Raw genomic sequence first — 14,163 nt, forward strand, 5'->3', positions numbered from 1 at the left:
CGAGGCCGAAAGGTGTCGCTGCCGGGTTAATTCCGATCCGTAAAATCATCGGCGCGGATTGCTGAGACGCACTTGCGTTTCCGGACCATCTCCCTTAACCCCATGATAATGGAATGCGGATAGGTTCTGCTTTCCACCCAGTTTGCGATGGTGACGGGGATGTTGCCGCCGGGGTCTCCTTTGAATACGAAGGTGACCCGGGTCCTGTCCGGGCTGAGGGGCTCAATCAAATATTGGCTTGAGAATTCGTTCACCCGGCAGTATCCCTCCCGGGGAGGGAGAATGTCCTGGTTGAAGACGTTGAAGTTTATTTCGACCAGGCCTTCATTGGGGTGATAAACCGTTGTATTGCTTAAAATAATGTCCCGATCTTTAAAAGGCCTTGGCGTGTCGATGACGGTATAAAACACTCTGGTATCGCGGTTGATTTCCTTGAGAACCACCGATTCCCTGCACCTGGCCACCCACTGGGGGTAGCCGGCAATATCCTGAAGAACGGAACCGACCACATCGATTCCGGCCTCCACTGAACCGATGCCCTTGAAGGCGTAAACGCCGGTTTCGGGTGAGCTTCTCCGATACACGTCTATACCGTCCCGGGTAAAAAGGTGTTTCCATTCCGTTTCGGAGCAGAAGGACAGGCTCGGCAGGAGCACAAACAAAAAAACGGTTACGGTCCAGGCCCCCGGGCTATAGGTTTTTCTGATATCAATCAACAAGGGCTTCCTATTTAAAGAATTTCGCCAGTCCGGTTCCCCGGATTCCCTGGTGGAACGTCGTTTAAACAGCAAATAATATGCCAGATATATTTGCCGGCGAATCTGTGGCTGATCAATCTTCCGGTCGTGACAAAAAATCACCGGGCGAATAGTCCAACATGCGATTTTTATTTTCTTTTTTATTTTATGTGTCTTATTCTATCCAATACACCAGAACTTAACATAAGGACATCAGCACATGCAGAACACGACCCATCCGATTGATGCGCTCCTGCCTCCGGAAATGGCCGTCAAGGCCGAGGCGGTCGGGGTGAAGAAAGCGACCCTGGGCTGGCGCAACATGTTTCTCCTGGCCGTTCTGGCCGGTGGCTTTATCGCTTTTGGCGCTGTTTTTTCGACAACCGTCACTGCCGGGGACGCGCAGAAAACGGCTTTCGGCGTGACGCGTCTCCTGGGCGGGCTGGTATTCAGCCTGGGGCTGGTGCTGGTCGTCATCGGCGGGGCGGAACTGTTCACGGGCAACAACATGATCGTCATGGCCTGGGCCAGCAGGAAGATCACCAATCGGCAACTGCTGCGAAACTGGTGGATTGTTTACCTCGGTAATTTTGTCGGGTCGGTGCTGGCGGCAGCCACCATGTTTGTCGCCGGGCAGTATATGCTCGGCAAGGGAGCGGTAGGGCTCAACGCTCTCCTGATCGCCGACCAGAAATGCGGGCTTGACTTTGTTTCCGCCCTGACCCGCGGCATCCTTTGCAACGTCCTGGTGTGCCTGGCCATCTGGCTTTGCTACAGCGCCCGAAGCGTCACCGACAAGATCCTGTCCATTGTTTTACCCATCGCCGCCTTTGTGGCCGCGGGGTTTGAACATTCCGTGGCCAACATGTACTTCATCCCCGTAGGCCTGCTTATTAAAGCCGGGGCGCCGGCCCACTTCTGGACCCTGATCGGCGGCGCTGCCGAAAATTATTCCCATCTGACGGTGAAGAATTTTCTGATCGGCAATCTGCTGCCCGTGACCATCGGCAACATCATCGGCGGCGCTTTGCTGGTCGGCATGGTCTATTGGTTTATCTATATCCGCAAGCCGCGGGTACCGCTGTTTGATCAACCTCATGACGATAATTAATTTTAAGGAGGGGTGCCATGTCAGATATGAATATTACGAAAAGGCCGTGTCTCCGGAGCGGACAACGGCCTGCCGTCTGTCTGGTCCTGTTCGTCCTGATGCTGCTTTCGCAGTTTGCACCGGGCGTCGTCACCAGGGCCATGGCCTACACGACGTTCACCCCCGCCGAGGTCGAAGCCCGTCTCGCGGCCGGAACGGCGGGAACGATCATCGATGTGCGTGCGTATGAAACATACTGCACGATGGGACATCTTCCCTGCGCCTTGAATTATCCCTGGACAGCGTATCTGCAGAGTCATTACACCGAGCTTGATCCGGACTCCATGTTTCTTCTGGTCTGCGAAAGCGGGATCCGCAGTGCTCAAGCCGCGGCCTTTCTTGACGGTCAGGGCTTTACCAGTGTCTACACGATGAGCAGCGGCATGGATGCCTGGCAGGGGGAGACGCAGAACTGCGACGTGACCTGCCCGGCGATTTACTTCCCGCACGTGACCACCCGGTCTCCCTGGGAAACGGAGATCGCGATTATTGATACCGGCGCCGGTCAAACCGTCACGGGCACGCTGAAGGCTTACGGCGATGATGGCCAGATCGTAAATGTCAGAACCGTATCCCTCCCCGCCCGGGGCCGAAAACAGATCACCGTCAGCGATGAATTTCAAGACCATGCCGGTATCGGTTACATTGTTTTTACCGAAGCCACAGGAACGGTTCAGGGTTACACGAAGTTTTTTCAGGACGGCAAATACCGGACGGCAATTCCTGCGGTCACCGAGGTAAACACGGCCAACATTTATATTCCGCACATAGCGGAAAACGAAACCTTCTGGACCGGAATCAGTCTGGTGAATACCAGTGCTGAAGAAAAGAATCTTTCCATCAGCTTTAATAACGGGCGGCGAAGTGACCTCACCGTTGCCGCCGGGGAACACCGGATCTTTACCATCGCCGGACTGTTCGGAGGGCAACCGCAGCCGGATATTAAATCCGGAGTGATTACCAATGCCGGCGGTATTATCGGTCTGGAACTGTTCGGCAGCGCCAACCAGCTGGACGGTCTTCTCCTGACGGACGATACGGTTTCAACCATATACTATCCTCACGTGGCTGATATCACCAGATGGTGGACCGGAATCGTGGCGTATAACCCCTCGAACGCGGCTTCTGAAATTACCCTCACCCCGTACAGCGCGGCGGGATCCGCTCTTGCCGCCTCCTCCCTGGTTATCGCCGGCCGGGAAAAATATATCGGCGTGGTGAAGAACCTTGATCTTCCGGATGATACCGCCTGGTTCCGCATCGATTCCACCCGGCCGCTGGTCGGATTCGAGCTTTTCGGCACCCTGGATGGGAAACAGCTTGCGGCCTATGCGGAAGGGAGCGGCGCCGGAGCGAAAGCGGGCGCTTTCCCCAAGATCGAAAAAAACGGCTGGACCGGTGTCGCCTTTGTCAATACGGAAAACGATGCGGCCGCTGTTACCCTGACCGCTTATGATGATAATGGAAACCAGGTGGCTGTTCAGACGATTACCGTCGAGGGCCATGCCAAGGTGGTCAACCTGGCTGAAAATGTATTCGCCCCGCGGAGTATTGGCAGAGCCACCTATATTACCTTTACATCGGACAGGGATGTCGTGGGTTTTCAGCTCAACGGTTCCGCTGATGGCAATATGTTAGACGGGTTGCCCGCCCTTTAAATGAGACGTTGATTGAAGAAAAAGGGGGCACGGTTCCGTGCCCCCTTGAAAAGAGATGAGATAAAACCCGGAATTATTTTTTCGTGCCGGTCCCCTGGATCGAGAAGTTGTAGGGATTTTCGTCACCGTCGGTATTGGCGATGCTGACGGTGGCGGTACGCAGGCCGACCGCGGACGGATCGAAGGTGATCTTGAAAGTGGTGCTTCCGCCGGCCGCGACGGACGTTGCCGGAACGGCCGTTACCGTGAAGTTCGACGCGTGGGTCCCGGTGATGGACACAGCCGGTGAGCCGTTAAGCGACAGGGCGCCGTTGCCCGTGTTGGATATCGTAAATGTCTTGACGATCGTACCACCAACGACTTTGGTTGATCCGAAATCGGTGCCGTCCGTCAGAGAGGGGGAAGCGTCGCCGTCGGCAATGGATATCCCGCTGCCAAGAATATTAATCTCAGGATTGACGACCGGCGGAGGGGTGATGCCGACCGTGTCGACGGCGAATTTGATAAATCCGGCCGCCCATTCCGTGGCCAAGGGATTGAGATTTTCGCAGTAGATCCTGGCCAGAATTTTGCTGTTGGCGGCAAGGACCAGGCCGAGATTGTCCGTGGACCTGACGCGGCGGAATTTGTCGATCTTGAACACTGCCGGCGCCACGCCGTTCCCGGCGATGCTGGGATCGCAGGTTGACCAGTCGCCGTCGATATTTTCCAGGTAGAAGTACCCGGTCTCGCCCGGGCAACTCCACCAGTCCGGGTTGTTGCCGACACCGTAGCCAATCCAGTTGTAGCCGACGGCATCAATCTGGTAGCTGTCATTGACAAACCAGCCGCCGTCGTCATAACGCAGGCCGCTACCGGAGCTGTAAGGAAACATGCGCTTGAGTTCACTGTCCGGTTGGGCGTCCCCTTCGACTTCGACCAGGTTCCCGCCGTAATAGGTGGTCATGTAATAGGTCCGCCAGGCGACGTTGCGGACATAGTCGCCGTAATAGTCGGTGGTCATGGTCGGGTGGGGCAGGCCGGCCTGGGCCGTCAGGCCGTCGGTTGACGGGGTCCTCAACTGGTTGGTCAGATAGGTGACTTCGCCGAAATGGTAGTTGGAATAGGTTTCCAGATCGTCGCCGTCTATATGCAGATCGGCGTTGGCGTGGGAGGGAGAAGCCATGTCTTCGATGATGTGGCAGAAACGGCCGATCTGGAAGTAGACGTTCGCGGCGGAGATGACATCGTTCCAGATGTTTTCCGAATAGACAAAGGCATTGGCGAAATCCGGCATTTCATACCAGGTTTCGCCGGTGGTCGGCTCGTATCCGTGGCTCTTCCAGGACAGTGATGGAACGCGAGAATCCTGCTGGCTGCCCCAGACAGCCGTATTCCAGTCGGCGCTTAAGGCGTAATCCTCTTTGACCGAACCTTCATCCATAAACGTGAGCTGGGGGTCGGTGGCGAGATTAAAATACGTATAATTACTCAGAAAGCCGTATTCGGGATGCGTGCCCATCAGCAGGTCGGCGGCGGCATTGGTCATGCCGGGGTGGGACACGTTGTTATCCCATCCGAGAGCGGACGAGGCCATGATAAAAACGCAGCACAGGGTGATGAACATTCGCGTCAAATTCATTTCTTATCTCCTGTAAATATCAAGAATATTTTTTATATAGGGTTATAAGGCGGATTTCATCCGGATCCTGGCGGCCTGGCGCAGGATCGCCATTTCCTGGCCCGGCTGGCCGGCCAGGCTGGCCAGCGCGTTCATGGAAGCCGATGAGCGGATTTTTTTCAACTGCATGGTCCCCCACTGGATAAAGGCCGTGTCGTGCGAATTCTTCATCAACTCTTTTTCAATAAAGCGGACTTTTTCGTCACCGGTCATCCGGGCGGCCGTGATCTGGGCCACGGACAGTTGCGCCGCTCTCCGCGGCACAGCCATTCCGTTCGGGCCGACCGCGTTATTCAGATCCGCAATGGCATCAGCATCTCCGATCAGACCCAAGGCTCTGATGGCGGCCAGCCTGATATCGGCATCTTCTGAATCAAGTCGGGCTTTCACAACATCAAGCCCGTCGTTGACGCCCAGCATGCCCAGCGAACCGGCGGCATAAATGCGGACGATGTCCGTGTTGGCGGCATTATTCAACTCGTCCCGCAGCAGTTCGATGGCCTGTTCGTTTTCACACAGACCGAGACCGACGATGGCCGCTTTTTTCCGGGCTTCGCTCAGTTCGTTATCGGCACCGGCTGTTTCCGCCAGGATGTTTTTCAGAATGTTAAAGGCGTTCGTGCCGCCGATGCGGCCGATGGCCCGGCCGGCATTATAAATGGCGCTGACATTGTCGGAATCTTTCAGCATGTCTCCCAGCAGGACCAGAGCGGACTGGGCTTTCATTTCGCCCAGAAGGTTCATGGCCGTCACTTTTGCTTCCCAGGCCTTTTGCATGACAGCCGGATCTCCGGCCGGCACGTCTTCCCTGAGCAGGGCCAGCAGTTCGCCTGCCGAAGCGTCTCCCTGGTCCAGGATTTCTTCGAATATCGCGCCGTATTCGGCGGGGGTGTTAGCATGTTTCAATCTGCTGACCGCACTGTCGGCCATGGCCGCCAATGGGACTGCCAGAATCAGCAACATCATCGCGGCGCCAATCAATTGGTGTCTCTTCATTTTCCGCTCCTTATGCTTTGTTTTTTTAAATGGTCCTATCTGAAAACCATGATTTCCACTAATGAGGTAAGTGGTCTTACCAGTCGGATGAACATATTGCACCGCCCTCCTGTTTGTCAATAGTTTTTTCCCCTTTTAATTTCAATCTGTTGATTGTTATTAAAGTTGATTGACGCGCAGGAATCAGGGTCGGACGATGGAACCCGGTTACTGTGATTTAAAATGAACATATTGAATTGCCGGCGTTCATTATGATAATAGACAGCGGTAAGAGGTTAGACCACTGTCGGAAAAGGGGAAAAAAGAACTCATGTCTCAAAATGAAAACAACGTTCCCATGCGGCCCGCGCAATTCACGCGGCACCGGCTTCTTGTCCGGATTCTGAACGGTACTTATCCGTCGGGAACCAGTCTGCCCAATGAACGCGCTCTGGCGGAAGAACTGGGCGTCACCCGGCCCACCCTGCGGGAAAATCTTCAGCGGTTTGCGGCCGAGGGGTGGATTACCATCCATCAGGGGAAATCCACCATCGTCAGTGATTACTGGCGCAAAGGCGGCTTGAGCATCTTGGGTACCCTGGCTCAATACGGCGAGTATCTTCCGGAGGACTTTATCGTCGATCTGCTGGAACTGCGAAGGGTGCTGATGCCTGCTGTGGCCAGGGCCGCGGCCGGCCGTGCCCCTCAAGTACTGCTGAAATTCCTGGAACGATTTCCGGATATTCCCTGTGAGCCGGAGCCCACTGCCCAGTATGACTGGGATTTACAGGAAGTGATGGCCCAGGAATCCGGAAACCGCATTTATCCCTTGATCCTGAATGACTTTGTCACCCTGTTTAAGACCCTGGCGCCGCTCTATTTTACCATGCCAGAAACCATGAAGGCGTCCCGCGAATACTATGCCCAGTTGCGGGAGGCCCTGCCCCGGGGGCCGGAGGCGGTTGAAAAGGTCGTGTACCGCACCATGGTGGAAAGCATTGAGTTCTGGAACCGGTTGCAGCCACGATAAACGCGTCAGCGGACGCAATATGCTTTGATGGCGAAAACAATCCGCCGCTGTTGTTACCCCCGCATCCAGGAATGATATTTTTTCAGAAGCGTTAAGATTTTTTCCGGGGCATGGGCTTTTTTCCATTCGCCGGCCGCGTATTTGTTGGCTTCGGCCATGGTCGGGTAGGCATGGATGGTGCCCAGAATCTTGTTGAGCCCCAGGCCATGTTTCATGGCCAGAACATATTCCGAAAGGATATCGCCCGCATGGGCGGCCACAATAGTGACGCCCAGAATTTTATCCGTGCCGGGCCGGGTCAACACTTTTACAAACCCGACATCTTCGGAATCGGTGATGGCCCGGTCCAGATCGCTGATATCGTAGCGGGTCAGTTCATAGGAAATCCCTTTTTCTCCGGCTTCGATTTCACTTAACCCTACCCGGGCAACCTCGGGATCCGTATAGGTGGTCCAGGGAAGAACGCGGTAATCGACCTTGAATGATTTCAATCCGTCAAAAAGAGCGTTAACTGATGCATACCACGCCTGATGGGCGGCGGCATGGGTAAATTGATAGGGGCCGACCACATCACCTGCCCCATAAATGGTAGGAACATTGGTCTGCAAAAATTCATTGACCTGAAGGGTTCTCCGTGAGGTTAACTCGATTCCCAGTTCCTCCAGGCCGAACCCGCTGATGTTGGCCGCCCGTCCCACCGCCACCAGGATGGCGTCAAAGGGGATGGAAACATCCCGGCCGTTTTCGTTGCAGATGAGAACGGGTTGGCTGCTTTCCGTCTTTACTTCCCGGGCCTGATGCCCGGTCAGTACCCGGACCCCTTCTTTTTCCAACCGGTCCTGAATCAGGGCCGCCACCTCTTCGTCTTCCCGGCCCATAATCCGGGGCATCATTTCCACCTGAGTGACCATCGACCCGAACCGGGCAAAGGTTTGAGCCAGTTCGCATCCGATGGGCCCGCCACCCAGCACCACCAGGCGTCGGGGCAGGGTTCCGATGCCCCATATATTATCCGAGGTCAGATACGGCACCTGATCCAACCCGGGGATGGGCGGCACAAACGGCCGTGCTCCCGTGGCGACAACGATTTTCCGGGTGATCAGGGTCCTGCCGTCAACCTCGACCGTATACGGTGAGGTGATCCTTGCCTCTCCGGAAATGCATTCCACCCCGAGTCGGGAATACCGCTCCACCGAATCATGGGGCGCGATCTTTTGGATCACCCGCCGGACCCGCTCCATGACACGTGAAAAATCAACGTCCATTTTCCCGCCGTCAAATCCGAATTCCCCGGCCCGCCGCACATCGGCGAGTAGTTTTGCCGACCGGATCAGGGCCTTGCTCGGCACGCATCCGGTATTTAAGCAGTCGCCGCCCATTTTATGTTTTTCGATGAGTGCCACCCTGGCGCGTGTCGTCGCCGCGATATACGATGTTACCAGACCGGCGGCGCCTGCCCCGATGACGATCAGGTTGTAATCAAATTTTTTCGGTCGGGGATATGGTGCCATGAATTTTCTTCTTTTGATCGCGGCGGTTATTTTTCTGGCCATTAACGGAAAAATGCCGATCAGCACAAACGAAGCCATCAGGCCGGGCGATAAAATGCCGGTCATGGAATTGATTTTCGCCAACTGGGTGCCGGCGTTCACATACACTGCTGTACCGGCCAGCATGCCGACCTGGCTTACCCAATAAAAAACACTTGTCCGGATCGGCGTGAGCCCCATCACCAGATTGATCACGAAAAAAGGAAAAACAGGAACCAGTCGCAGGGAGAACAGATAAAAGGCCCCATCTTTCTCGATTCCCCGGTTGATGGCTTCCAGCCGGTCAGCGAATTTCTTTTGAACGGCATTTTTCAGAAAAAATCGCGCCATCAGGAATGCCAGCGTCGCGCCGATACTGCTGGCAAAGGATACCAGAACAAGACCCCGCCAGAACCCGAAAATCGCTCCCCCGGCAAGGGTCATTACGGCGGCGCCTGGAAACGACAACGCCGCGACAATGACATACACGGCCATATAACCCGCCATGGCCATGAATTGATGGCCGCTGTAAAAGGATACGAGGGCGGCGTGCCGGGATTTCAGATAGTTGAAATTGAGGTATTGCCCGAGATCAAAAGCAAAAAAAACAGTGATCAGCGAGGCTATCACCAGCGCGGCAATCATTCTAGCGGTGGTTGATTTCATTATTTTTTTAGTTTTGTCAGGGCGGCCCGGGTCGCCTGATCGCCGGGATTGATACGCAGGGCTTCCTCTAGGTGGAAGACGGCTTCTTCAGTATTGCCGCCGGCGGCAAGCAACAGACCCAGGTTTTTGTACGCTTCCGCGAAGTCCGGCTTTACGGCCAGGGCCTGCCGGTATTGTGCCATGGCTTCGTCCTTTTTGCCCATGAAAAGAAGCGTATTGCCGAAGTTTAACCGGGCTTTTACATGACCGGGTTCCAGGCGTAAAGCCGCTTCAAAATGGGGGACAGCCTGATCGAGCCGGCCTGTGCGGGCAAAAAGGCTGGCCAGGCTGTAATGAGCCGACGCGAAATCCGGGTTGATCTCCAGGGCCCGCTCAAACGCTTTCTGCGCTTCTCCGGCATTGCCCATGGCAACAAGGGCGGTGCCTTTGCTGTCGAGGACCTCAACCGCCCGTGGATTCTTCTCCAGGACTTTTTCAAATTGCCGCAGCGCCTCCTGATATTTCCCGGCCTTCAACAACAACCTGCCCAGATTCCAGGGAGCGATGATGGAGTCCGGCTCCAGGGAGGCGGCCCTGGCAAAATGGGCCAGGGCCTCGTCGGTCCGTCCGACTTTTTCCAGTTGAGTCCCCAGGTTGATGTGCAGCCGGGCCAGGTCGCCGCCCGTCCGCAGAGCCGCCTGATAGTATTCGATGGCTTCATAAGGCCGCTCTTCTTTAGTTAGGACCTCGGCCATTCCGCAAAGGGGTTCGAAGCAATCGGGACATATGCGGAGAGATTCTTTTAAATGGGTCAGGGCTTCCTCGATGTTGTCTTTTTCGTAGAGGGCCGTTGCCAGGATACAGTGGGCAAACCAGTTGTTGCTTGTCACCGCCAGGGCGCGCTCAAACAGCGTGACGGTGTTCTTCCAGAAACGGACCTGCCAGGCCGAAACAGCCATGCACGCCAGGACAACCGAAACGGAGACAATCGCCAGGGCCGTTTTGCGGTGCCGCCAGGTTCTCAACAGATCCGGGAGCCCCCAGGCGAACATGATAAAGAGTCCCACCAGCGGCACATAGGTGAACCGGTCGGCCATGGCCTGAAAGCCGTTCTGGACAACACCGATGACGGGCACCAGGGTTCCCAGGTACCATAACCAGCCTACGGCCAGATAGGGCCGACTGGTTCTTTGCATTATCACGCCGGCAGAAATCACTGCCACCAGAACAAAAGCGCCGATGACTTTGACCGTATCCGGCCCCGCCGGAGGAAGTGGATAGAGAACCGACAGGCCGGAAGGCCACACCATTTTTACAAGATATCCGGCATAGGCAACAAAGGCGTTTTCCAGGCGGAGGAAAATCGGCAGTGACGCCAATGTCTCTTTTGGCATCAAGAAGAGGGTGACGGCGCTTGCCATGGCCGATAGCATCAAAAAGGGGACCTTCTCCAGGATAAGACGTGTCCGCGAATATTCCGGGGGGGATGTTTTACCGTACAGGCGTTCCAGGGGCCACCAGTCAAGTAGAAGAAAAACAAATGGCAAAGTGACCAGCATGGGCTTTGAAAGAAGTGAAAGGGTAAAAAAGAAGGCCGCGGCAAGGTATGAAGAAGCAACCCCTCGCCCGGTTGCGTACCGGACATAAAAAAGGATGGAGAGCAGCCCGAAAAAAGTAGACAGTACGTCCTTGCGTTCGGTTATCCAGGCTACGGATTCCACATGCAGGGGATGAACGGCAAAGAGAAATGCAGTCAGCGCGCTCGAGAAAAGCGAGCCGGTTATCATCCGCAGAATCGCGAACAGCAACAGCGCATTGACCGCGTGCAGGATCAGATTGGTCAGATGATACCCCCCCGGATTCTGGCCATAGAGGGCATGGTCGACAAGAAAAGAAATCCACGTTCCGGGAAGCCACATACCCACGGAACGGGAAGTAAAATGAGAAGTGAAAGCGGCTTTTATGCTCGCCAGGGAAAGACCGGCCTGGACGCCGGGGTTTCTCGCCACATAATCCATGTCGTCAATGTGTACAAATTCATACCCCACTACCGGGAAGAATATAAGAACAACGGCCGCGACAAGCAGAAAGGCCGTGGCAGCGGGCCAGGCGGATTTGGCCATGGGTTGCTACCCCCCTTTTTCAGATCATTTTCCTGATGAAGTTGATCTTTTTCATGGGCACCATGCCCAGCAGGGACTGGATGTGACGGGCGTCGCGGAAGCGCTTCTCCTGACCGAAATCCTTCATGTAGCCGACGCCGCCCATGACCTGGATGCCGTCGGTGGTCAGGTCACCGGCCATGGCCTGGACATGGATGGCCACGGCCCGGCTGCACGACTCCCAGCCTTTTTCCCCGGCGTCAACAGCCTGGCAGGCCCGGGCCACGGCCAGTTCCGCGTTTTTCGTCATGACGGCCATGTTGGCCAGGATCATCTGGATTTCCGACCAGTTGATGATCTCGCGGCCGCCCTGGGACCGGGCCTTGCTGTAGTCAAAGGCCTCCTTGAAGGCGCCTTTCATGATGCCCGTGGACATGGCCGCGGCCGCCACCGACATCCGGTCGGCCATGGTTTCAAAATAAACGGCGCCTTCCTCCTCCTGGCCGATCAGTTCACCCGTGGCGTCTTTCAATGAAATATCCACCGCCGGGCAGGCATGCAGGCCCAGGCTGTGAACCGGCGGGCTGATGGTCAGGCTTTTCTGGTCCAGGGCCGCCAGGAAAAAGGAATACTTCTTCTGCCCGGCGATAACGCCCGGGATCAGGGCGTGACCGGCCATCCCGCCCAGGACGACATATTCGATATCCCCGGACAGGCGGTACTGATCGTCCTTTTTTTCCGCCCGGATCACGTGGTCGTCTTCGCCGGGGTTGTTGAAGACCGGCAGGGCGATCAGGAATTCTTTGGCTGTCCCGGCGCCGCTGATTTTCTTTTTAAGCAGCTCGCCGGCGCCGGCCGCCAGCATGATTTCCTGGGCGGCGGCGTTGGTATAGATGATGCCGCCCAAGCTGCTGTCCTCCTGACAGAGGCCTTCCAGCAGGATGCACAGGGCGCGGATCCCCTGACCGATGCCGCCGGATTCCTCGGGCAGGGTGGTGTGGAAGAAGTCCGCCGCAAACGCTTTGTCCAGCACGCCATCGAAGAAGGGACCGAAGGGAAACCTGTCGTTTTCCTCCCGGTTGGGAGCCAGTTCTTTTCTGGCGAATTCTATGGCGCTTTTATTGAGCAGCTTCAATTCCTTGTTGTCGGCGGCAATCATATCATCCTCCACTATTCATCAAAAACTTTTGCCTGCGGGTAATTCCTTCCGATCAGGCATTTAAAGACATTCAGCCGGTTGAGCTGGTTGGTGCCCTCGTAGATCTGCAGCAGCTTGGCGTCGCGCAGGAATTTTTCAGCCCGGTGGTCGTGCCGCAGGCCGGCCTGGCCCATCAGGTCCAGGGCCAGGTGGCAGTTTTTAATGCCCATGTCGGTGCCGAAGAATTTGGCCAGGGAGCCGAGGCCGGCCACCCGCAGGGTGTTGTCTTCATCGTGCTGACGGAACCGCCGGCTGCGCATCAGTCGGGTGGCGGCCGGTTTTTCCAGCCAGCCCGACACGACCCGGTCGAACCAGGCGCGGGGCGTCAGCTTCATATAGTAGTACGCCGGCCGGGCCTGAAGGTCGGCGGAAGCACCGTACAGCCCGTTGGCATAGTTGGACTCCATGTAGGTCAGCCGGGCCGAAACCACGTTTTTGTACATCTCGGCCAGCAGGCACTGGGCCCATTCATGATTGATCAGGAGCCGGCCGTTGATTTTTTCACTGGCGGCCATGTCCCGGGCGGCTTCAAAGGCCCCCCGGGCCGCGCCCGCTCCCAGGGCGCCCACGCCTGCCCGGGATGCGGACAGGACGTCATCGAGCAGCAACTGGATGACATCCTTTTTGTCCATGCCCTTGAAGGCGATATCATCCGGCGACCCGCAGACATATTCGTCCGGGACGAAACAGTCGTCGAAAACCAGTTCGCTGGCCGGGCACCCCTTCTGGCCCATCTTTTTTTCCATCTTGCCGAAGGAGAATCCCTTCATGCCGTTGCGGACGGCCATGACCACCGTGTTGCGCGAAGGCTTGTCCAGATCGCTGTAGGCGATGAGGATATGCCAGGTGGAGAGATGGCCGCTGGAGATAAAGACCTTGGTGCCGTTGACCAGGTAGCCGCCGTCCACTTTTTTCGCGTGGCAGGTCACGCGGCCCCGGTCCACCAGTTCGGTCTCCTCCACGTCCGTGCCGGCCCCGGGCTCGGTAATGGCGGTGGAGATGAGGCAGGGCCGGCCGCTCTCCTCACCGGCGGCCACGTCCCGGAAGATCCGGTTCATCAGCCGCGTGTTCAGGGTGCAGGCCAGGGCCGCCACGCCCAGGTAATGGACCAGGATCAGGTTGGCCATGCCCAGGCAGGCCGAGGCCAGTTCCTCGGCTACCGGCGGCGCGGCCAGGGCGGCCACGCCAAGCCCTCCGAACATCTTGGGCAGGAACATGGAGTAGAAACGCCACCGGCCCGCCTCCGTGACGAAGTCCCAGGGCAGGTAAGACGGATCTTCGTGCATCCGGCGGTCCAGTTCCAGGGCGCCCGGCCGGACGTTCTGGTCGTTGAACTTGCGGGCCACGGCCACGGCCCGGCGAACTTCCCTGACGACGGGGCGGGGCAGGGCCGGCTGGGCCATGAGGGTGTTCATGATGTCGTCAAAGCGGGGTTCGCGGTTGACCTGGTCTTTTACGGCTGACCGTGAAAGCATGGCA

At 56.6% G+C, this 14,163-nt stretch carries 10 protein-coding genes; 3 read left to right on the forward strand and 7 right to left on the reverse strand.

Annotated elements, in window-relative coordinates:
• Positions 1 to 26 precede the first annotated feature (26 nt).
• A complete protein-coding gene (locus AB1724_00760) occupies positions 27 to 716 on the reverse strand; it encodes an START domain-containing protein (protein ID MEW6076319.1) in 690 nt (229 codons plus the stop codon).
• Between the two features lie 241 nt (positions 717 to 957).
• Between AB1724_00760 and focA the strand changes: the two genes are divergently transcribed.
• A complete protein-coding gene (focA, locus tag AB1724_00765; GenBank protein MEW6076320.1) occupies positions 958 to 1,848 on the forward strand; it encodes a formate transporter FocA in 891 nt (296 codons plus the stop codon).
• Between the two features lie 17 nt (positions 1,849 to 1,865).
• On the forward strand, positions 1,866 to 3,545 hold the full coding sequence (locus tag AB1724_00770; protein MEW6076321.1) for a rhodanese-like domain-containing protein: 1,680 nt from the start codon (positions 1,866 to 1,868) through the stop codon (positions 3,543 to 3,545).
• A 73-nt stretch (positions 3,546 to 3,618) separates the two neighbouring features.
• Here the strand turns inward: AB1724_00770 and AB1724_00775 are convergent, their stop codons facing one another.
• Together AB1724_00775 and AB1724_00780 are read right to left on the reverse strand one after the other, a co-directional pair.
• Positions 3,619 to 5,166 carry a choice-of-anchor D domain-containing protein gene (locus tag AB1724_00775; GenBank protein MEW6076322.1) on the reverse strand — a complete coding sequence of 516 codons (1,548 nt, stop codon included), beginning with the start codon at positions 5,164 to 5,166 and terminating at the stop codon, positions 3,619 to 3,621.
• Between the two features lie 42 nt (positions 5,167 to 5,208).
• Positions 5,209 to 6,201, reverse strand: coding sequence for a HEAT repeat domain-containing protein (locus AB1724_00780; GenBank protein ID MEW6076323.1), 993 nt, complete (start codon positions 6,199 to 6,201; stop codon positions 5,209 to 5,211).
• A gap of 310 nt (positions 6,202 to 6,511) precedes the next feature.
• Between AB1724_00780 and AB1724_00785 the strand changes: the two genes are divergently transcribed.
• On the forward strand, positions 6,512 to 7,210 hold the full coding sequence (locus AB1724_00785) for a GntR family transcriptional regulator (protein ID MEW6076324.1): 699 nt from the start codon (positions 6,512 to 6,514) through the stop codon (positions 7,208 to 7,210).
• A gap of 53 nt (positions 7,211 to 7,263) precedes the next feature.
• Here the strand turns inward: AB1724_00785 and AB1724_00790 are convergent, their stop codons facing one another.
• From AB1724_00790 to AB1724_00805, 4 genes are read right to left on the reverse strand one after another with little or no spacing between them, the layout of a single operon-like run.
• Positions 7,264 to 9,405, reverse strand: coding sequence for an FAD-dependent oxidoreductase (locus AB1724_00790; GenBank protein ID MEW6076325.1), 2,142 nt, complete (start codon positions 9,403 to 9,405; stop codon positions 7,264 to 7,266).
• Complete coding sequence (locus tag AB1724_00795; protein MEW6076326.1) at positions 9,405 to 11,507, reverse strand: tetratricopeptide repeat protein; 2,103 nt, start codon at positions 11,505 to 11,507, stop codon at positions 9,405 to 9,407. The genes AB1724_00790 and AB1724_00795 overlap by 1 nt, the downstream gene beginning before the upstream one ends.
• A 19-nt stretch (positions 11,508 to 11,526) precedes the next feature.
• Entirely contained in the window at positions 11,527 to 12,645 is a 1,119-nt protein-coding gene (locus tag AB1724_00800) for an acyl-CoA dehydrogenase family protein (protein MEW6076327.1), read from the reverse strand.
• A gap of 11 nt (positions 12,646 to 12,656) precedes the next feature.
• The gene (locus tag AB1724_00805) at positions 12,657 to 14,159 is read right to left on the reverse strand and encodes an acyl-CoA dehydrogenase family protein (protein ID MEW6076328.1); all 1,503 of its coding nucleotides are present in this window, start codon (positions 14,157 to 14,159) and stop codon (positions 12,657 to 12,659) included.
• Between the last annotated feature and the right edge of the window lie 4 nt (positions 14,160 to 14,163).

It is taken from the genome of Thermodesulfobacteriota bacterium (genome assembly GCA_040753795.1).
Lineage (GTDB): Bacteria > Desulfobacterota > Desulfobacteria > Desulfobacterales > Desulfosudaceae > JBFMDX01.